The following is a 20,062-nucleotide window of genomic DNA, read 5'->3' as shown; positions in this document are numbered from 1 at the left end:
CGTTTAATCATCGAGTAATCGCTATGATCCCAGTGATATTGTCTGGCGGCTCAGGCACGCGCCTGTGGCCGCTTTCTAGAGCACTTAAGCCAAAGCAGTTTATAGCGCTGCACGGTGACTTGAGTTTGTTTCAAGCCACGTTGGACCGCATCAAGCACCTGTCGATAGAGGGCGAGAGCGTCAGCCCTCCGATCATTGTGTGCAACGAAGAACACCGTTTCATCGTGGCCGAGCAAAGTCGATCGCTGGACTTGATACCCCAGAAAATCCTTCTTGAACCCACGGCCCGGAATACCGCTCCGGCGATTGCCGCCGCGACGTTGTCAGCCCTGCAAGACGGCGATGACCCGATCTTGCTGGTGTTGGCGGCAGACCATGTGATCGGCGATACCGGCGCCTTTAATGCGGCCTTGACGCTGGCCGCGGTGGAGGTCAACAAGGGCAAGATCGTTACCTTCGGCGTGGTGCCTACCAAGCCGGAGACTGGCTACGGCTATATCCGCACTCAAGCCGCTGCCCTCGATGGCGCGGCGCATGTCGAGGCCTTTGTCGAAAAGCCCGACCTTGAGACCGCACAAAGCTACCTGGCCCAAGGCAACTACTTCTGGAACAGCGGCATGTTCATGTTCCGCGCTTCCGTGATGAAGGCTGAGCTGGAGCGCTTGAGCCCGGAGATCATGGTGGCTGCGGAGCTGTCCCTCTCCAATGCGACGCACGACCAGGATTTCACCCGGCTCAACCAGGTGGATTTCGTGAACGCGCCCAACGTGTCGATTGACTACGCGGTGATGGAAAAAACCGACATCGCGTCGGTGGTCATCCTCAATTCCCCCTGGAGCGACCTGGGTGCCTGGGACTCGGTCTGGGAAGCGGGCCTCAAGGACCAGAACCAGAACTGCACCCAGGGCGATGTGCTGCTGCAAGACGTGACCAACAGTTATGTGCACGCCAGCCACCGCCTGGTCACCGTTGCCGGGATCAATGATGTGGTGGTGGTCGAGACCGCCGACGCGATCCTGGTGACCACCAAGGATCATGCGCAAGACGTCAAGAAAATCGTCGCGCAGCTCACTGAAAAGCACCGGATCGAGAGCGCCAGTCACCGCGAAGTCTATCGGCCGTGGGGAAAATATGACTCGGTGGACCAGGGTTATCGCTACCAGGTGAAGCGGATCACGGTTAAGCCGGGGCACAAGCTGTCGGTGCAGCTCCACCACCATCGGGCCGAGCACTGGATCGTGGTGTCCGGCACCGCGAATGTGCAGATCGCCGACAAGCAGGTGCTGCTCACCGAAAACCAATCCACCTACATCCCCATTGGCGTTGTGCACTCCCTGGAAAACCCGGGACGCATCCCGCTGGAGCTGATTGAAGTTCAGTCCGGCTCCTACTTGGGCGAAGACGACATCATCCGCTTTGAAGACCGCTATGGCCGCCTCGAGCTTGTTTAAAGGACTATTGAAATGAACGTAACTGTATTTGGAATCGGCTATGTGGGCCTGGTGCAAGCGGCGGTGCTGGCTGACGCGGGGCATGAAGTCTGCTGTGTCGACATTGACGCCACCAAAGTCGAGAACCTCAAGAGCGGGATCATTCCGATCTATGAGCCCGGGCTGAGTGCCCTTGTGCAGAAGAACCATGATGCCGGGCGCTTGCAGTTCACCACTGACGCGGCGCAAGGCGTGCGGCATGGTGAAGTGCAATTTATCGCCGTGGGCACGCCGCCGGATGACGATGGCAGCGCCGACATCAAGTACGTGCTCTCCGTTGCCGCGACCATCGCGCTCAACATGACCGAGCCGAAGATTATCGTGAACAAGTCCACGGTGCCGGTGGGGACCGCGGATAAAGTCCAGGCCAAGGTGTCCGAGGTGTTGGCGTCCCGGGGGCTTGAGGTGGCGTTTCAGGTGATCTCGAACCCCGAGTTCCTGAAGGAAGGTTCGGCAGTTGCCGACTGCACTCGCCCCGACCGAATCATCATCGGCAGTGACAGCAGCTACGCCGTGGAGCGCATGCGGGAACTGTATGAACCCTTCAACCGCAACCACGAAAAAATCATCACGATGGACATCCGCAGTGCCGAACTGACCAAGTACGCGGCCAACTGCCTGCTGGCCACCAAGATTTCCTTCATGAATGAAATGGCCAACTTCGCCGAACGATTGGGCGCAGACATTGAGGCCGTTCGTAAGGGCATTGGCTCTGACCCACGGATTGGCTACGACTTTATCTATCCCGGCTGCGGTTATGGCGGCTCGTGTTTCCCGAAAGATGTACAGGCCCTGGAGCGCACCGCGTCGTCGATCGGCTATCAGGCAACGCTGCTGTCGGCCGTCGAGGAGGTCAACAAGCGCCAGAAGCAGCACCTGTTCGGGCATATCCACCATCACTTCGGTGGGCAACTGGAGGGCAAGACCTTTGCGATCTGGGGCCTGGCCTTCAAACCCAATACCGACGACATGCGCGAAGCCTCCAGCCGCGTGCTGATCGAACAATTGCGCAGCGTGGGCGCCAGGGTTCAAGCCTTCGACCCGGAAGCGATGGCCGAGACCCAGCGCATTTACGGCATGAACGAAGACTTGCTGCTCATGGGGACCAAAGAGGCCGCGCTGCAAGGTGCCGATGCATTGGTGATTGTGACGGAGTGGCGTGAGTTCAAAGCCCCGGACCTGGACTTGATTAAAGAAAAACTGAGCACGCCAGTGATCTTTGATGGCCGCAATATATTTGATCCGCAGCGGATGAAAGCCAATGGCTTTGACTATTACGGTATTGGTCGCGGGTTATCAGTACGCCCAGTCGTTTAAACCTGACGATTATTAACATGGGTGGTTTGAGCTATCCACAAGTGAGATGATTTCGAGGAGGCTAAGTGCGTGATCCAACAGGGTCTTTGTACAGTTTGCATAGCCTGTTTATCTCCGTTCCATCACTACTCCCTTATTGCAAAGTTTGATAAGGGGTAAATATCGAGAAGGAGTCTGATATGAGGAAATTACTGTTGGCTGGCTTGCTGGCTTTCACAAGTACTGCGGCACTGGCGGCGGGTGAAGTCGCCGGCGCTGCGGTGAGCGAGGCCGCCGGCGCAGGTGAGTCCCTGTCGTTGAGCACCCCGCTCGTGGGCGGCGTGACGCTCGGTGAAGGGGTTGGAGTCGGCACGGCGGTTGTCGGCGCTGCAGCAGCCGCTTCCAACTCGGGTGGCAGTTCCAACGGCGGTACTGCCGGCACCGGCGGTACAACCGGCACAGGCGGTACTACCGGTACCAACTAATCCCTCGTAAACCCTGTTGTACAAGATCACTCAGAACTTTCTGGGTGATCTTTTTTAGACTCGTCCTCGACTAGCGTAGTGCCATTATGATTTCTAGGTTACCTGTTCTTTTGCTGGCAAGTATCAGCTTGCACGGCTGCATGTTTTCGCCTGGTCAACACATGGACACCAGTCAAATGTCCAGTGAGGGCTCTCCCGAAAGTACCCGGGTGGAGTTGATTCCGATCACGCCCAAGTTGATCGCCATGGATGCCGCCACGCACGTTCGTGAATCGGTACCTGCTGAATTGCTGGCGTATGTTCCGGGTGGCTATCGGGTAGGCGCCAACGACCTGTTGTTTATCACGGTCTGGGATCACCCCGAGTTGACGGCACCGTCCGGGCCGCAACAGCAGATCGACGCCAACGGTCGCTTGGTTCGTCCCGACGGCACGCTGTTTTATCCGTATATCGGCAACGTTCCGGTGGCCGGTAAAACCATCGAAGAATTACGCGCCTTTATCGCCGGGCGACTGTCGCAGTTTATTGAAAGCCCTCAGGTCGACGTCAGCGTCCTGCGGTTTGCCAGCCAGACCGTGGTGGTGACCGGTGCGGTGATCAAAGCCGGCCAACAGCCAATCACTACCACGCCCTTGAGTGCCGTTGAAGCCATTGGCGCCGCCGGCGTCGACCCGACAAATGCCGACCTGTCGGGCCTGACACTCACCCGCGACGGGCGTGAATACAGGCTTGACCTGGACAGCCTGAATCGCCAGGGCTCGCAACTGCAGGGCATTTACCTCAAGGGCGGCGACCGGCTGTATTTGCCCTATAACGACCAAAAACGTGTGTACCTCATGGGCGAAGTCAATCAGCCCCGGGCCCTGAGTTTCAAGGGCAAGTCGATCAACCTGACCGATGCCCTGGGCACGGTGGGTGGCTTGAACCAGACCACCTCCAATGGCAACGCCGTCTACGTGATTCGTGGCGCGGACAACCTTGAAGCAGAACCCGCCAAGGTGTTCCAGCTCGATGCCCAATCACCGTCCGCGCTGGTGCTGGCCACCCGATTCGACTTGCAGCCTCAAGACATCGTGTACGTCGGGCCAGCTGGCGTGACGCGCTGGAACCGCCTGATCAGCCAACTGCTGCCAACCGCCAGTGCCGTCGGGATCGGTGCCCGATCGTTTAATGACCTCAGCGAAGCCAACAGCAGATAAGGCTCAAGCCCTCCGTGAAAATTTTGCCTACCTGCGCCTGTCTGTCGATGGCGCTCTTGTTGAGCGGGTGTAACCCGTTGATGAGGGCGTCCTGGTACACCCTCGAAACCTCCGTCAGCGGCCCGGCCCCCATCAACGTGACCCGTGCCCAGGTCGACGCCGTGCCGTACCCGCAGATTCTGGTCACCACCGCTGTCAGTGAGGGGGTGATGGCCAGGGCACGGCGCCGGGGCGACCTGGAGTTCTGGGTCGCTTCCGGCAAGCAAGTGGTGATGATGCGTGACGGCCTGGTGGTACGCACCGTCGGCCTGGGCGTTTCCCTGGACGGCACTCGCTTCAGTGGCGAGTCACCGTTCAAGCGCGGCCTCCAGCATCTGCCCGATGGCTACACCAGCACACGCTGGATCGACCTCTACGACGGCAACCGAATCGGCGTCGCGGTCAACAGCCGTTTCAGCACCCACGCCATCGAGACCCTCCGCATTCTGGACAAGGATCATGCCTTGCTGCGCATCGACGAGCAGGTGGATGTTCCCACCTTGGATTTCCGCGCCACCAACCATTATTGGGTCGACCCGCAGGATGGTTTCATCCTGCGCAGCGAGCAGCATCTGACGCCCCGGTTGTCCCTGAAAATCCTACAGCTACGCCCTGATCGGGAGGCTGCCCGGTGAAGTCTCTGAATCTTCTATGGCTGGGCCTGTTGTTGATCGGCCCCGGTACGAGCCAGGCAGCCGTCACGGTCAGTGGCGATGCACGCAGCCCTGGCGCCTATGAGGTCAAACCGGGGGCGCGCTTGCTGGACGTGATTCGCGTGGCGCAACCGAACGCCGAAAGCTACTGGTTGGGTGCCGCGTGGCTGCACCAGTCGTTGATGGAGCCGCAGGCGCGTTTGAAGGCCGGGGTTTTGTTCGATTTGAAACTGCTGCAACGGGGAGCCTTGCTGGACGACCGGCCCATCCGAGCGCAGTTGAGTGCGCGTCTGTATCGGCAGGTCGAGCAGTTGCCGGTCACGGGCCGCCAGGTGGCGGTGCTGGACCCGATCGCCGTGGAGGCAGGGTTCGCGCGCAACGCGTTGCTCGATGACGGCGACCAACTTGTTTACCCCGAAAGGCCCTCCACCGTGGAAGTGCTCGGGGCCGTCGCGCAGCCCTGTGAGGTGCCGTACCGCGCCATGCAAGAGGTCGGGGATTATGTTCGCAATTGCACCGTCCTGGATGACGCCGAGCGCGATGACCTGTGGCTGATACAGCCCGACGGCCAGGTGCGACGGGTGGGCGTGGCGGCGTGGAATCGGGAGGACGGCATCGTGGCTGCTCCCGGGAGCCGGATCCTGGTGCCGGTGCGCAGCGATGACCTTGAGACGCCGACCCCTGATCTCAACCAACAACTGGCCGAGTTTTTTGCCACTCAACCGTTGGCTGAGGTGAACCCTTGAATTTACGTTTTGCTGCTGTATTGCTTTTGCCCTGCGGACTGGTTCACGGAGAACCCCGTTACACCCAAAATGATTTCGGCGGCGTGGGTCTACTCCAGACCCCCACCGCACGCATGGCCCCGGCGGGCGAGTTGAGCGCCAACGCCAACCGCACCGATCCCTACTCGCGCTACAGCTTTTCCTTGCAGCCGTTCGACTGGTTGGAGGGCTCGTTTCGTTACACCGCCATCAGCAACCGCAGGTACGGCGCCGAGGCGTTGAGCGGAAGCCAGAGCTTCAAAGACAAGGCCATCGACTTCAAGGCGCGGCTTTGGGAAGAAAGCCACTGGGCACCCCAACTGGCCTTCGGCGCCCGGGACATCGGTGGTACCGGGTTGTTTTCCAGCGAATACTTCGTCGCCAACAAGCGTTATGGCAACCTGGACTTCAGCCTCGGCATCGCCTGGGGCTACCTGGGAAATCGAGGCGATTTCGGTAACCCGCTGTCGGTGCTCGGCAGCAAGTTCAACGACCGGCCGAAGAGTACTGCGGTCGTTGCCAGGGCAGGGGATGTGAACTCCAACGCCTACTTCAGGGGGCGTCCTTCGTTGTTTGGCGGAATCGCCTATCAAACGCCCTGGGAACCCCTGAGCGTGAAGCTCGAATACGAGGGCAACGACTACAAGCACGAGCCGTTGGACAACCCGATCAAACAGGATTCGCCGGTGAATATCGGCGTGGTCTACAAGCTGGCCGACAGCGTCGATCTGAGCGCGGCCTGGGAGCGCGGTAATACCGCGATGTTCGGTATCACCCTGCACACCAACTTTGTCAGCCGCAAGGCACCGGTGAAGACCTACGATCCTCCCGCCGAACCGTTGCCGGCGCGCATGCCGACGACCCCGGCCGACCAGGTTGACTGGGCCAATGTATCCGATCGTTTGCAGCAGAATGCCGGCTACAAAGTGGAGCGCATTACCCAGCGCGGTTCCGAGCTGATGGTGTATGGCGAGCAACAACGCTACTTCTATTCAGCCAAGGCCGTGGGGCGCGCCAGTCGGATTCTCGACAACAGCGTCAATCAGGATATCGATTGGTTCACCCTGGTGAACAAGCGGTACGACATGCCTATCGAAGAGACCAGCGTGCCCCGTGACACCTTCCGCGCTGTGGTCAACAACGACCAGCCGTTGAAGGACCTGCACCGTACCACCGAGGTCAACCCGGCGATTGCCCACCGGGAAACCACGCTCTACACCGGCACCCGCCAGCCGTTCAACTACGGGCTCGGCCTGGGGTACAAACAGAACATCGGCGGCCCCGACGGGTTGCTCTATCAGTTCACCGCCGACGCCGATGCGGAATACCGTTTCACCCGCAACACCTGGTGGAGCGGCTTGCTCAGCGCCAACTTGCTGAACAACTACGACAAGTTCACCTACGACGCGCCAAGCGGGTTGCCGCGGGTACGCACCGACCTGCGCCAGTACATGACGACGTCCGATGTGACGATGCCGACGTTCCAGTTCAACCATGCGGCGCGACTGGATCGCGATCTGTATGGCATGGTCTACGGCGGTTACCTGGAGTCCATGTACGCCGGGATTGGCGGCGAGATGCTGTTCCGGCCGGCGGGCAAACACTGGTCGGTGGGTGCAGACCTGAACTTCGTGCGCCAGCGTGATTTCAACCAGGGGTTCGGCCTGCGGGATTACCAGACCATCACCGGGCATGTCACCAGCTACACGCAGCTGCCGTATGACACCTTGGCCGCCGTCAGTGTGGGGCGTTACCTGGCGCGGGACTGGGGCACCACGGTCGACATCTCGCGGCAGTTCAAGAACGGCGTGAACTTTGGTGGCTGGGTCACGCTGACCACGGCCTCGAAGGAAGAATACGGCGAGGGCAGCTTCGACAAGGGCATCTACATTTCCGTCCCGTTCGACGAGCTGATGAGCACTTCGACCATGCGTCGCGCCAACGTCGTATGGGCACCCCTGACCCGGGATGGCGGCGCACGCCTGAACCGCGGATACTCACTGCAAACCATGACCGATGGGCGTGACAGCGAGCTGTTCTACAACAACTTCGAGAAGATCACTGAGTAATGTAGCGGCGTCTGCCGACAAGGTGACTCACTGCCCGGTGCTCATGCGCCGGGCGGTGAGCAAACCGCAACAGTAAAGCGCCAGGTGCAATGCCGGCGCGCAACACGTCCCTGACTTTCCTCTCTGACTTTTATACGAACGGCTTGGGCCTGGATGCCCAGGCGTTGCTGTGGGCGTTAGTTTTGCGCGGGGCGGGGACGATGAGGGGGAGGGGCGATAGCGCCCCTAAGGGCGCCTGGTGCACCGCGCCGCCGGTGTGGCGGCGCGGGGGAAGGGAGGGCTTAGTAAATGTCTTTGGAGAGCAGGGTAAATGGCGTCTTGAACAGGATCTTGATGTCCAGCCACAGCGACCAATTGTTGATATAGCGCAGGTCGATATCGACCCGTTGCTGCATCTTCTCCAGGGTCTCGGTTTCGCCCCGGCAGCCGTTGACTTGCGCCAGGCCGGTGATGCCGGGCTTGATGCGATGCCGCGCCATGTAAGCGCGAATCTTGCCCGAGTAATAGTCATTGTGGGCCACGGCATGGGGGCGTGGTCCCACCAGTGCCATGTGCCCTTGCAGCACGTTGAACAGCTGCGGCAGCTCGTCGATGGAGGTACGGCGGATAAAACGCCCCACGGGGGTTATGCGTGAGTCGTTGCGGCTGGCCTGGCGCACTTCCTGGTCGTCATGCACGCGCATCGAGCGAAATTTCCAGACCTTGATCACCTCACCATTCCAGCCGTGACGGTCCTGCTTGAAAATCACCGGGCCGGGGGAGGTGAGCTTGATCAGCAGGGCGAACAGCAACAACAAAGGGCTGAGCAGCACAATCGCCAACAGCGCCAGGCTCTTGTCCAGCAGTGACTTGCTCAGTGCCGCCGTGGGGCGACTGGTCAGCGGGCTCTCATTAAGGAAGATTGCAGGTAGGCCGTCTACCTCGGCCACGCTGTGATTGAGCAGCAGCATGTTGTTGAGGTCGGGCACCCAAATCACGTCCACGCTGATCTCCAGCAGGTTGAGGTAGAGCGCCTCGATGTGCGTGGCTTCTTGAAGGGAGTGGGTGATGTACAGCCGGCGTATGCCGTGCGCTCGGATCAATGAGGGAAGGTCGGGCAAGTCGCCGAGAATCTGCGGTTGAGTGCTGCCCTGGGGGGACGCGGTGTTGGGGCCGACGAGGCCGACTAAGGGTGAGCGTTTTTGCCTGGCAAGCGTATTGGCCAAGTCCGTCGCTAGTTTGCCCGTGCCAATAATCAGTGATTTCTGGCGCTCGTGAAGTTGCCGATGGTAGTACCTGGACAGACTGTGAATCGGAATGTAGCAGAGTGCTAGTATTGGATAGCTCACTGCTGCCCAGAGTAGCAGGATCTCCGAGGGAAACAGCGAGCTGGCATTACAGGCAATGCCAACCGCCGATAATATGCCCAAGGTCAATAACCAGCCGGTGAATAACCGTCCCAGCCCAACAAAAAAGTCATCTTTTTTGCTATAGACGTCACATAACATGTACGCCGGTATAGAGGCCAGTATTGTAATGGCTGCCAATATCCGGTAGTGGGATTCCAATTGTCCGGTCTTGAACAGTACCAGTGAAAACAAAAGTACAACGACCACACTCAAGGCAATTGCCCACTGCCCCCAAAAGGTCAGACCCTTGGGTGTAAGGTTACGATGCATTCTTCTGTTGTTAAGCATACTTCTGCTCCCTGTGGTATCCACTCACGTACTGGCAGGTTAAAGCGAGGCGTGGTTTTAATGACTATCAAATGGCAGGCGCACGCGTAGGCGTGCGTATTGATAGTAATAAATGGCAGGGAGCAATGGCTGACGACTTATAACGCGGTCATGTTGTTATAAAATGGCAGATATAACGAGGTTTTAATAGGCAGGGTGAATTGTAATTTTTATGAAATAATTATTGTTCGGCGACGTTATTGCGGTTGCTCAACGGGCTTTTTATTTTCTGTGTGAGGCAATAACCGCGATTGCGTACCGCCCGGAACAGGCGCTCGCCATCGTTGACGCGTTTGAACTTGTCCTGCAGCCGGCTAAGGCACATTTCAAGCCCGCGATAGAGGTCGGGTTCGCGCCCGATATTGCGAATAAGTTCTTCCTTGCTCACCACACGCTCTTCATGGTGCAGCATCTTTTTAATCAGCGCCGACTCAATGGTGGTCAACGAAATTCGTAGCCCGCCTTTCACCAGTGCCCGGTCTTGCTGGGTAAGCAGCCAGACATCGGGAGTGCGCAATACGGGTGTTGCATTAACAGTTTCGGTCGGAGTGTTATTAAGGTGCGGGTGTGGAACGTCTGATTTTAATGCGGTGATGTTCGGGTTTTTTGAGGCGTCGTAAAGTTTTCGGGTCAGGCGATTGCTGGCCTCGTAAAGTCTTTTCGCGGCCACATAGTTGCTGAGCCAGAGATTAAAGTTCTGCTCACTGGTAACGGCATAGGAACTGGTCGAAGCGTCCGATGTTTTTTCTGCCGTTTCGATCAGCGGACCGCTGTCGACGTCGTAATGTAAAAATGCCACATTTGGCGTGAAATCGTGCAGTGCGATTGACGGGTACGTCGATGTAAATGTGTGTTTCTTGAGAGAACTCATGGCATTCACCGATTCCAGGAAAGTACGGGGGTTCATAAACTATCAGCAGGGGAGAAGTAGGGACCCTGAAAATAGTCAAAAGGCAAGCGTCTGGCGAGAAGTGCGCTGTCGGGGTGCTCGACGTTTTCGGCGATGAACGAGACTCGGGAGGTGCTCATCACCCCCAGCATCTGGTCGTAAAGTCGGTCGAACAGGCCCGAACGCGTGTTCAGACTGAGCCTGAGGGCCGAGTCTGGAAAAGGCATTTTTATATAGTCATAAAGACTCAAGTCGATCAGCAGGTCAGCTTTTTTTGTATCGAGTGTGTAATTGTTATAGGCAAGTTTCAGGCTGCTTCGGTCTTTCAGGCTATAGAGTTGGCGGATCATGTTTCGACGCTCCACCGGGCCCGGTAGAGTATCCAGCGTATTTTCGACGCTGACGATGAGTTGTTGTTTGTGTTTTTCCAAGGTGTTGGAAGTGCTGACAATTTCCTTGAGCAGGTCCTCATTCATCAATAATGACTGCTCGATTCGGAGAAACTTATGGAGGCCCGCACTTTTGTCCACACGCAAACGTTTTCCTTGTTGAACGGCCGAACTCGGTCTGGTGTATCGCAGGGCTTCACTGTAGGCGATTTTAAGTTGTTCAGAATAAAAGGCGCACGTATCAGCGGGCAGGTTGTCAAGAACATGCTCGGCATGGACTCGGACCTCGCTGCCCCATAATGCACAACTTCGTTCAAGTATCGCTTGTCGTGAAAATGTAAAGTCGACAGAGTCCGCAAGCAATAGAGTTCCGCTATTCACGGTTCGGCCGCTCCCTGACGGGTTGAATATGATTAACCGAAGCCAGTCCTCTGCTTAGTTTGTAGCCGTAACCCCGGATGCTTTGAATAATATTACTTCCATAGTGCGACTTTATTTTGCCGCGCAAACGGCTAATTGATTTTTCGAGTGCCCTGGAATCATAAAATCGGGCGTTAAGCCCCATGACCACGGCAATTTCATCATGGCTGAGCAATCGATTATGAATGAGCGCTTCAAGTACTTTCATTTCAACGAAGGAGATTTCGAGCTTTTTGCCTCCCCCGTAGATGCACATGCGGTCCTGATCGAGTAGCAAATCAGTATTACTTAGCCAGTACGTCTCGCTGAGGAACGCGGCAAACAGGGCAAGTTTTTTCTCGGGCGCGCTCTCGACCACCTTTATGCAGTAGTCGGCGCCTGCTAGATAATATTTGGTTTTGCTTAGTGTGGTGGCGAAGGTGACAACCAGGAAAATCGTGCTGCCAGGATTTTCGGATCTGGTTTTTTTAATGATGTCCAGCGTTTGAGTGCTGGCGGAGGGGGTGTCGATCTCTATGATGATGGCACGGTAATGTCCATGGCTTTCACAGGGACCAATTAGTTGGCCGTAGGAGCGTGTATCGACTTTTAGATTTTTCGGTACAGTACGAACTATAAGCTCGCTGAAGTCCTCGGATTTCGATGGGGTCCGTGCAATAGCGAGGACGTTGGAAAAATGCATCACGTTGCTCCCTTTTCCGGCATGCGAGGCCGTCAATTCAATCGCTGCAGGCGTTTAGATGTTAATCGAATTGAATACGCCAAAACGTGACAAATTTTAACATTCGCCACGTTATTTGCAGGGGATAAGGCGGATTTCAGGCGGGTGTTGAACGTGGGTTTCTGGGCAGGAGTACTCATATGCTAGTGCAAATTTTTTAGTGTGCGATAAGTATTTTAGGCGGGTTGATATTTTTTGGCTGGAATGATTTAACCCTTCTAGTCCTTAAGCTCTAAAAATGCTTATACGTGACTATTTATAATAATCCAGCAAGGCGATAGCGGGGGTTGTGTGCTGGGAGATGCTCGCGCGGTCGGCGAGGTAGCGCGCCGGGGGTTGGCCGATGGCCTTGCGGAACATGGTGATAAAGCCGCTGGCGTTTTCATAGCCGAGGTCCAGCGCTACCGTCTGCACGCTTTCGCCTTTGGCCAGGCGCTGCAGCGACAGGATCACATGCAACTGCCGGCGCCAGCGGCCGAAACTCAGGCCAATCTCCTCAAGCAACAATCGCGTCATGCTGCGTTCGCTCATGCCGATGCGCACGGCCCATTCCCCCAGGGTGGCCTTGTCGCTGGGGTTGGCCAGCAAACTGTCGGCCAGGCGCCTGAGCCGAACGTCCCGTGGCATGGGCAAGTGCAGGGCCTCGACCGGTGCCAGCGCCAGTTCGTCCAGCAGCGTGGCCACCAACCGGCCCTGGGCGCCCTCGGTGTCGTAGAGCGGTGGGAAGCTGACGGCCTTGCTGATCAATTCGTGTAACAACGGTGATACCGCCAGCGTGCAGCATTGCTGTGGCAGGGCACCGGCAGCGTCTGGGTCGACCAGCAGGCAGTACACATCCGCTGCCCCGGAACCGCGTGCGGCATGGGAAAGACCGCCCGGAATCCACAAAGCGCACTGGGGAGGCACGATCCAGATACCTTCTTCGATGACGCAATGGATCACCCCGCGCAACGTGTACATCAACTGACCCTTGCGGTGCTGGTGCGGTGCGTGCTCCCAACTGGCAGAAGTGCTGGAGGCGCTCACCGCGACCACGGCACGGGGAATCGCATCGGCAAGGGCCGGGCGCAATGGGTCACGGGTTTCGAGGCGGTGGTTGTACATGGAGGTGTGCGTCGTGGCTGGATTGCGAAACATTCTGGCCATTCTGTGCAATGGCGTCCAGTGATGGCATGGCTATTATGAGAAACATTCTCGTTAAAGGCGCTTCCCATGCAACTCGACAGTTCTACATTCCCTGTGGTGAAAATCGTGTTTGACGCCCCCAGCGACACGCCACCGCAAGACACCTTTGTGGCCTTCGAGGCGTTGTTGCAACGCGAAGAGCCCTTCGTACTGCTGCATGAAAAAGCCGTGGACGAAAGCGCTCACGAGCACTCCCACGAAGAGCGCAAACAAGCTTCTATCTGGATGAAGAAGAACAAGGTGGCCCTGCGTGCTTTCGTCAAAGGCATGATCCAGGTAGAGCCCAGCGCGGCCAAACGCCTGGCGCTCAAGCCGTTTGCGGTGATGTTTGGCAAGGCGTGGGGCTACCCGTTATTGGTAGTCGAATCCACGGATCAGGCTTGGGCACTGGCGCGGGACGTGCTGGATACCCAGGTGTCGGATGTGGCGCACTTTTGAGTGGAGAGGGGGGTGTTGCTGAGCTTTTTTTGTTTTCGGTGGCGTTCAAGGGCGCGCATGGCGGGCTGGAAAGAACATCAAACGTAGGAGCTGTCGAGCTTCAGCGAGGCTGCGAAAGCGGTGGGTCAGCCGACCTCAATGTCGCAGAACTGACGCCATCGCAGCCTCGCTAAAGCTCGACAGCTCCCACAAGTGTTCAGGGTTTTCCGGCAGCCATTCGGGTTGACTGGACAAACCTCAGACGTTACCCGGCTTCTTGAACAGATCAACCATCAGCAACAACGCACCCAAAGTGATCGCGATATCCGCAAGATTGAATACGCCTGTATGCAGCGAGCCGACATTCACCACCATGTAATCGACGACATGGCCGTCACGAAAGGCCCGGTCGATCAAATTCCCGGCGCCGCCCAGGGCAATCAAAAAAAGCGGCGCGGCTTTGGGCAGGGAATGGTTCCAATTCTTCCAGGCCCAATAACCGGCCCAACACACTACGGCGGCCACACCGACGATAAAGATCAGTTGCTTGACCCGGGTTGGCAAACCAGCGCCGAGGCTGAGGAATGCGCCCGGGTTCAGGCTCAGTTCCAACGCCATGTTCACCGGGCTTGAACCGAATCGGAACGTCGTGGCTTGCAGCGAAAATAGCGCCAGCAGTTTGATCAACTGGTCCAGGGCAATAAAGGCAATGCCCATCAGCACAGCAAAGCTTCGTCCTCTCAAAGCGTCCTGCATCTTCAACATTCCATTCCTTCGTGTGTTTTCGCCTGAATCGGCGGCGGCCAGAAGATATCGCACGGCCTGCGCAGCGTCCATCTTTGCACCAGCAGCCTGCCTGGCCCCGGCGTTTCAGGTATCCTCCGCGCCCCGCTCAACAACTATTCCCAAACCATGCCAGAACACAACATGCAGGCCCTCCTGGAGTCGATCCTCGACGAAGTTCGTCCACTGATCGGCCTCGGCAAGGTCGCCGATTACATCCCCGCATTGGCCGACGTACCGGCGCAGCAACTGGGCATTGCCGTGTATGGCAATGACGGCTCGTTCTACTGCGCGGGTGATGCTCACACCTTGTTCTCCATACAGAGCATCTCCAAGGTGTTCAGCCTGGTGCAGGCCATCGACCATGGCGGCGAAAGCATCTGGGAGCGCCTGGGTCACGAACCGTCGGGGCAACCGTTCAACTCCATGGTGCAGCTGGAGTTTGAGCGCGGGCGGCCACGCAATCCGTTTATCAATGCCGGTGCCCTGGTGATCTGCGACATCAACCAATCGCGCTTTGCCGTGCCGATCCTGTCCATGCGCGACTTCGTGCGGCGGCTGTCGGGCAATCCGCAGATTCTGGTCAACAGCGTCGTGGCTGAATCCGAAGCCCAGCACGGCGCGCGCAATGCGGCGATGGCGTACCTGATGAAGTCGTTCGGCAACTTCCACAATGACGTGGATGCAGTGCTGCACAGCTACTTCAACTACTGCGCGTTGCAGATGAGCTGCCTGGATTTGGCCAAGGCGTTTTGCTTTCTGGCGAATGAAGGCGTGTGCACCCACAGCGGTGAGCAGATTCTGACGGCGCGGCAGACCAAGCAAGTGAACTCGATCATGGCCACCAGCGGGCTGTATGACGAGGCGGGGAACTTTGCTTATCGCGTTGGCTTGCCGGGCAAGAGCGGGGTAGGCGGCGGAATTCTCGCGGTGGTGCCGGGGCAGTTTACGGTATGCGTGTGGTCACCGGAGCTGAATGCGGCGGGCAATTCGCTGGCGGGAATGAAGGCTTTGGAGTTGTTGAGCGAGCGTATCGGATGGTCGGTTTTTTGAAGAGACTTGATCGCTCCCACGCTCTGCGTGGGAGCGCAGCCCTGGACGCTCTGCGTCTGCCTTTGTGACGCGGAGCGTCACCGTAGGCATTCCCACGCGGAGCGTGGGAACGAGCTTAAAATCCGAGCACGTCTCCCTGTCGAGGAGGGTGCTGATACTATCGACGCAATCCCCCATCAGTCAGAGACAATCCATGTTGCCTAATCGCGTGGTCCAGGCCGCCGCCAAGTCGGTGCTGCAGCAGCTCGTTACGCGAATCACGCCACAGTCAACTGAAGCGTCCATTGCCGAAATGGCGACGCAGATGCTTGCGGATTCCGGCTATCCGGAGACCTGGTATTACGACTGCCCGGCCTTCGTGTTGCTGGGTTCGCGCAGTGCGCTTTCGGAGTCGGGACGCGACTATCGGCCCAGTGATGAAGCCGTCGGTTTACACAATCTGATCACGGTGGATTTGAGCCCAAGAGCAGGCAATGTGTGGGGCGACTGTGCCCGCTCTTTCTATGTGGAGGAGGGCGTGTGCCGGGCGGTGCCGGTGGGGGGCGAGTTCAGCAGGGGTTATGAAGTCGAGCACCTGCTACACGCGATGATGCGCACATTCGCCCGGCCTGAAACCACGTTCAACGATCTCCACGCGTTCGCCAATGACCTGGTCGCATCCGAGGGTTTCGAGAACCTCGATTTCGCTGGCAATGTCGGTCACAGCATCTGCGAACGGCGCGACCAGCGGATCTACATCGAGGCGGGGAATCACCGACGTCTTGAGGAAGTGGCGTGCTTTACCTTCGAGCCGCATATTCGCGAGCGAGGTGGTCGCTGGGGGTATAAGCACGAAAATATCTATTTCTTCGGCGACGAGGCTGAGGCCTGCGAGCTTTGACGAGGGCGCCGGTCTCCTGACGAGACGCGGCGCCTTTGAGTTTTTCGCGAGCAAGCTCGCTCCTACAGGGAGAGGCGATCCAGCAGGCTGTACCACGCCACGCCCGCGCCGATGTAGAAGCGTTGCAAGCCATGCATCGGCAACCGTTGCAAAGGTGTCACCGGGTACGCGAACGCTGAACGGCTGTCACATAAACGTCCCGCCAGTTGCTGGCCCAGGCTGGTGCACAACGCAATCCCGCGCCCGTTGCAACCCAGCGCCAGGGTCAAGCCCGGTGCGGGCTCATGAACGTGAGGCATAAAGTCCCGGGTGATCGCGATCCGTCCTGCCCAGCGGTACTCGAAGTCCAGCTTGCCCAGTTGCGGAAACAACAACGCCAGCGAGCGTTCCAGGTGCGCAAAGTCCGCAGGCCCGGTGGGATCTTCGAACAACCCGCGCCCGCCCATCAGCAGGCGGCCATGGGCATCCTTGCGAAAGTACAGCAGCAGGCGTTGGGCGGTGGAGACGGTTTCCTGCCCCGGCAAAATGCTCTCTGCCGCAGCCCCGTTCAACGGCCGGGTGGCGACGATAAAGCTGTTGGCCGCGAGCACGCTCTGGGCCATGCCGGGCCACAAGTCGCCGCTGTAGCCGTTGGTGGCCAGCACCACTTGGCCGGCAGACACCTGCGCGCCGCTGGCGGTCTGCAACTTCCAGCCTGCACCGGCCTGTTGCATCGCGGTCACAGCGCTTTGCCCATGAATGCGTACGCCCGCCGCCTGGGCTGCGCGCACCAGGCCACGGGCATAGGCCAAGGGTTGAATGGCGCCAGCGCGGCCGTCCAGCCAGCCGCCGGCAAACGCCTGGCTGCCCATGCGTGCGGACACCGCGCCAGCATCGAGGCGCTGCACCGGCACCCCGCGGCGCTCCCATTGTTCGGCCCTGGCATGCAGGCCCGCCACGCCTTTTTCGGAATAGGAAACCTGCATCCAGCCTTTGCGAGTGGGCGCACAGTCAATGCCATGGCGTTCGATCAGGTTGAACACCAGGTCTGCCGAGTTGGACACGGTGTTGATCAGCGGCTCGGCGCGCTCGGCACCGTACCTCTGCACCAGTTGATCGGGGTCGTATTTGAGCGTCGGGTTGACCTGCCCGCCATTGCGCCCGGACGCGCCCCAGCCGGGTTCGTTGGCCTCCAGCACGCACACGCTCACGCCACGTTCCGCCAGGTGCAGGGCCGTGGACAAGCCGGTGTACCCGGCGCCGACGATGGCCACGTCCACCTTCAATGACTCAGCCAGCGCGGGTGTCGGCGGTGCAGCGGGCGCGGTGGCGGCCCAGAGTGACTTCATGACAGGCTCCGAGTGTTGGCCGTGGGATGCAGCACGCGGCGCAGGAAGTCCTGGGTACGTGGTTGTTGCGGGTTGCCCAGTACCTGCTCGGCCGGCCCGCTCTCCACGATGTAGCCGCCGTGCAGGAAGCACACGCGGTCGGCCACTTCCCGGGCAAAGCCCATTTCGTGGGTCACCACAATCATGGTCATGCCTTCATCGGCCAGGGTGCGCATCACCTCCAGCACATCGCCCACCAGTTCCGGGTCGAGGGCCGAGGTGGGTTCGTCGAACAGCATGGCGTCGGGCTTCATCGCCAGTGCGCGGGCGATGGCCACCCGTTGTTGCTGGCCGCCGGAGAGTTGTTCCGGGTAGGCATCGGCCTTGGCCGACAGGCCGACTTTATCCAGCAGCGCCAAGGCCTCTTCCCGGGCCTGTTTCAGCGGTTCGCCTTTGACGTACACCGGGCCTTCCATCACGTTTTCCAGCACGGTGCGATGGGGGAACAGGTTGAAGCGCTGGAACACCATGCCCATGCGGCTGCGCAGGGCATGCACGGTCTTGCTGCTGCGCTGCACGGTTTCACCGAATACGCGGATGGTGCCGCCGTCGTAGGCTTCCAGGGCGTTGATGCAGCGCAACAAGGTGGATTTGCCCGAGCCGGACGGGCCGATCAGGCACACCACTTCGCCCTTGGCCACGTCCAGGTCGACGCCGTGCAGCACACGATGGGTGCCGTAGTGTTTTTGCAGTTGGCGAATCTCGATCATGCTTTTTTCCTCCGGCCCAGGTGCTGTTCCATGCGACGCAGGCCATACACCAGCGGCAGGCTCATCAGCAGGTAGAGCAGGGCGACCAGGGTGTAGACGGTCATGTTCTGGAAGGTGGATGAGGCGATCAGTTGGCCCTGGCGCGTCATCTCTGCCACGGTGATGGTGGACACCAGGGACGAGTCCTTGAGCATCATCACCAGGGTGTTGCCGTAGGGCGGCAAGGCGATGCGAAAGGCCTGGGGCAGGATCACCCGGCGCATCATCAGCACCGAGCGCATCCCCAGGGCTTCGGCGGCTTCACGCTGGCCCTGTTCGACGGCGATGATGCCGGTACGGAAGTTTTCTGCCTGGTACGCCGAGTAGGCGATGCCCATGCCGATCACGCCCGCCTGGAACGCGCTGAGGTGTACGCCCATGTCCGGCAACACGAAGTAGATGTAGAACAGTTGCACGATGATCGGCAGGCCGCGAATCACATTGATCACGGTGCTCGCCGCCCACGACAGCGCGCGGATCGGCGACAGCTTGAGCAACGCCAACACCAGGCCGATGGCGCTGCTGAGCAGGAACGACAACACGGTGATCTGAATCGTCACCCAGGCGCCCTGAAGCAGGATCGGCAGGAAGTCTTGGGCGTTTTGCAGGAATTCAGCCGGGTTCATGGCTGCACCTGGGCATCAAGTCCCCACTTCTTGAGGATCGCTTCCAGGGTACCGTCAGCCTTGATGCTGGCGATGGCCTGGTTCAGGCGCGCGAGGGTTTCGCTGTCGCCCTTGCGCACCACCAGGCACACCTCGCCGACGTTCACCGGCTTGTAGTCGGCGGCGAGCTTCACGCCTTTGAACAGCTTCTGGCGGATCTGGTAAGCCACTACCGGCTGGTCACCCACCGCGGCCTTGATGCGGCCCAGGCTCAGGTCGCGGACCATTTCGCCAATGGAGTCGTAGGTGCGGATTTCCTTGAAAATCCCCAGTTTGTTGAGCATGTCGTAGAAGATCGTGCCGGCTTGTACGCCGACCACTTGGCCCTTCAAGGAACTCAGGTCGGTATAGGTTGCGTTGTCGTCCGCACTCACGATCAGGCCTTCGCCGTAGGCGTACACCGGTGCGCTGAAGTCCACCACCTGCGCGCGCTCCGGGGTCTTGAGCATGCCGGCGGCGATGAAGTCGAGCTTGCCGGAAGTCAGGGAGGGAATCAGTGCGGCAAAGTTGGTCTGCTCGATTTCACTGGTGAAGCCACCGGCCTTGCCCACGGCATTGGCGACGTCAACCATCACGCCTTGGATGCTGTTGCTCTTGATGTCGAGGAAGGTGAACGGCGAACCGCTGGCCGTTGCACCGACTTTGTACGAGGCCGCACCGGCGGCGTGCACGGTTGCCACGCAAAAGGTGGCGCAGATACCGAAGGCGAGGCGGCGAAACAAGGGCGAAAGACTGTTCATCGGGTTACTCCAGAAGGAAAACGGATCGTCAGTACCGCAAGCGGTTGGAAAGCAAACCGCAAGCTCTATGCCATTTCGATTCAATAAAATCGTT

General features: G+C 58.8%; 20 protein-coding genes. 10 read left to right on the top strand and 10 right to left on the bottom strand.

Annotated features, from left to right (window positions below; genetic code table 11):
* Positions 1-23: 23 nt before the first annotated feature.
* The 7 genes from K0H47_RS03775 (at position 24) to K0H47_RS03745 (ending at position 7,995) form a co-directional block, all read left to right on the top strand.
* A complete protein-coding gene (locus tag K0H47_RS03775) occupies positions 24-1,451 on the top strand; it encodes a mannose-1-phosphate guanylyltransferase/mannose-6-phosphate isomerase (RefSeq protein ID WP_219272013.1) in 1,428 nt (475 codons plus the stop codon).
* A 12-nt stretch (positions 1,452-1,463) separates the two neighbouring features.
* Positions 1,464-2,807, top strand: coding sequence for a UDP-glucose/GDP-mannose dehydrogenase family protein (locus K0H47_RS03770; RefSeq protein WP_017475064.1), 1,344 nt, complete (start codon positions 1,464-1,466; stop codon positions 2,805-2,807).
* Positions 2,808-2,986: 179 nt separating this feature from the next.
* Positions 2,987-3,271 (top strand): hypothetical protein, encoded by a 285-nt coding sequence (locus K0H47_RS03765; RefSeq protein ID WP_063030974.1) that lies wholly within the window; start codon positions 2,987-2,989, stop codon positions 3,269-3,271.
* An 86-nt stretch (positions 3,272-3,357) separates the two neighbouring features.
* Positions 3,358-4,470 (top strand): polysaccharide export protein, encoded by a 1,113-nt coding sequence (locus tag K0H47_RS03760; RefSeq protein WP_108083562.1) that lies wholly within the window; start codon positions 3,358-3,360, stop codon positions 4,468-4,470.
* Positions 4,471-4,484: 14 nt separating this feature from the next.
* Positions 4,485-5,144 (top strand): YjbF family lipoprotein, encoded by a 660-nt coding sequence (locus K0H47_RS03755; protein ID WP_342215283.1) that lies wholly within the window; start codon positions 4,485-4,487, stop codon positions 5,142-5,144.
* Positions 5,141-5,908, top strand: coding sequence for a capsule biosynthesis GfcC family protein (locus K0H47_RS03750; protein WP_219272011.1), 768 nt, complete (start codon positions 5,141-5,143; stop codon positions 5,906-5,908). Before K0H47_RS03755 ends, K0H47_RS03750 begins: the two co-directional genes overlap by 4 nt.
* Positions 5,905-7,995: a YjbH domain-containing protein gene (locus tag K0H47_RS03745; RefSeq protein WP_219272009.1), complete on the top strand. Its 2,091-nt coding sequence runs from the start codon at positions 5,905-5,907 to the stop codon at positions 7,993-7,995. The genes K0H47_RS03750 and K0H47_RS03745 overlap by 4 nt, the downstream gene beginning before the upstream one ends.
* 281 nt (positions 7,996-8,276) lie before the next feature.
* On the opposite strand, the gene K0H47_RS03740 is transcribed toward K0H47_RS03745, so the two are convergent.
* The 5 genes from K0H47_RS03740 to K0H47_RS03720 all read right to left on the bottom strand — a co-directional run bounded on the left by K0H47_RS03740 (position 8,277) and on the right by K0H47_RS03720 (position 13,233).
* A complete protein-coding gene (locus K0H47_RS03740; RefSeq protein ID WP_219272007.1) occupies positions 8,277-9,671 on the bottom strand; it encodes an undecaprenyl-phosphate glucose phosphotransferase in 1,395 nt (464 codons plus the stop codon).
* Positions 9,672-9,891: 220 nt separating this feature from the next.
* Positions 9,892-10,581 (bottom strand): winged helix-turn-helix domain-containing protein, encoded by a 690-nt coding sequence (locus K0H47_RS03735; RefSeq protein ID WP_219272005.1) that lies wholly within the window; start codon positions 10,579-10,581, stop codon positions 9,892-9,894.
* A 32-nt stretch (positions 10,582-10,613) separates the two neighbouring features.
* Positions 10,614-11,369, bottom strand: coding sequence for an EAL domain-containing protein (locus K0H47_RS03730; RefSeq protein WP_063030959.1), 756 nt, complete (start codon positions 11,367-11,369; stop codon positions 10,614-10,616).
* Entirely contained in the window at positions 11,362-12,090 is a 729-nt protein-coding gene (locus K0H47_RS03725; RefSeq protein ID WP_219272003.1) for a winged helix-turn-helix domain-containing protein, read from the bottom strand. Before K0H47_RS03725 ends, K0H47_RS03730 begins: the two co-directional genes overlap by 8 nt.
* A 291-nt stretch (positions 12,091-12,381) precedes the next feature.
* On the bottom strand, positions 12,382-13,233 hold the full coding sequence (locus K0H47_RS03720) for a helix-turn-helix domain-containing protein (RefSeq protein ID WP_177071375.1): 852 nt from the start codon (positions 13,231-13,233) through the stop codon (positions 12,382-12,384).
* 108 nt (positions 13,234-13,341) lie between these two features.
* Between K0H47_RS03720 and K0H47_RS03715 the strand changes: the two genes are divergently transcribed.
* Positions 13,342-13,752, top strand: coding sequence for a hypothetical protein (locus K0H47_RS03715; RefSeq protein WP_063030957.1), 411 nt, complete (start codon positions 13,342-13,344; stop codon positions 13,750-13,752).
* A gap of 237 nt (positions 13,753-13,989) precedes the next feature.
* Here the strand turns inward: K0H47_RS03715 and K0H47_RS03710 are convergent, their stop codons facing one another.
* Entirely contained in the window at positions 13,990-14,568 is a 579-nt protein-coding gene (locus tag K0H47_RS03710; protein WP_307877321.1) for a signal peptidase II, read from the bottom strand.
* A gap of 90 nt (positions 14,569-14,658) precedes the next feature.
* Here K0H47_RS03710 and glsB point away from each other — a divergent pair, with 90 nt between their 5' ends.
* Together glsB and K0H47_RS03700 are read left to right on the top strand one after the other, a co-directional pair.
* On the top strand, positions 14,659-15,567 hold the full coding sequence (glsB, locus tag K0H47_RS03705) for a glutaminase B (protein ID WP_017475078.1): 909 nt from the start codon (positions 14,659-14,661) through the stop codon (positions 15,565-15,567).
* Between the two features lie 193 nt (positions 15,568-15,760).
* Positions 15,761-16,447 (top strand): M24 family metallopeptidase, encoded by a 687-nt coding sequence (locus K0H47_RS03700; RefSeq protein ID WP_219272001.1) that lies wholly within the window; start codon positions 15,761-15,763, stop codon positions 16,445-16,447.
* A gap of 62 nt (positions 16,448-16,509) precedes the next feature.
* Here K0H47_RS03700 and K0H47_RS03695 read toward each other — a convergent pair whose 3' ends face one another.
* Genes K0H47_RS03695 through K0H47_RS03680 form a run of 4 tightly spaced genes read right to left on the bottom strand, consistent with a single transcriptional unit; the run spans position 16,510 to position 19,968 of the window.
* Entirely contained in the window at positions 16,510-17,775 is a 1,266-nt protein-coding gene (locus K0H47_RS03695) for an FAD-binding oxidoreductase (protein WP_219271999.1), read from the bottom strand.
* Positions 17,772-18,524 carry an amino acid ABC transporter ATP-binding protein gene (locus K0H47_RS03690; RefSeq protein WP_063030951.1) on the bottom strand — a complete coding sequence of 251 codons (753 nt, stop codon included), beginning with the start codon at positions 18,522-18,524 and terminating at the stop codon, positions 17,772-17,774. The genes K0H47_RS03695 and K0H47_RS03690 overlap by 4 nt, the downstream gene beginning before the upstream one ends.
* Positions 18,521-19,189 carry an ectoine/hydroxyectoine ABC transporter permease subunit EhuD gene (gene ehuD / locus K0H47_RS03685; RefSeq protein WP_177026630.1) on the bottom strand — a complete coding sequence of 223 codons (669 nt, stop codon included), beginning with the start codon at positions 19,187-19,189 and terminating at the stop codon, positions 18,521-18,523. The genes K0H47_RS03690 and ehuD overlap by 4 nt, the downstream gene beginning before the upstream one ends.
* Positions 19,186-19,968, bottom strand: a complete 783-nt coding sequence (locus tag K0H47_RS03680) for an ABC transporter substrate-binding protein (protein WP_177026629.1) — start codon at positions 19,966-19,968, stop codon at positions 19,186-19,188. Before K0H47_RS03680 ends, ehuD begins: the two co-directional genes overlap by 4 nt.
* Between the last annotated feature and the right edge of the window lie 94 nt (positions 19,969-20,062).

Source organism: Pseudomonas sp. Xaverov 83, from assembly GCF_019352905.1.
GTDB lineage: Bacteria > Pseudomonadota > Gammaproteobacteria > Pseudomonadales > Pseudomonadaceae > Aquipseudomonas > Aquipseudomonas yamanorum.
Note: the sequence above shows the minus strand (reverse complement) of the source record. Positions and strands in the feature narration are given on the sequence as shown.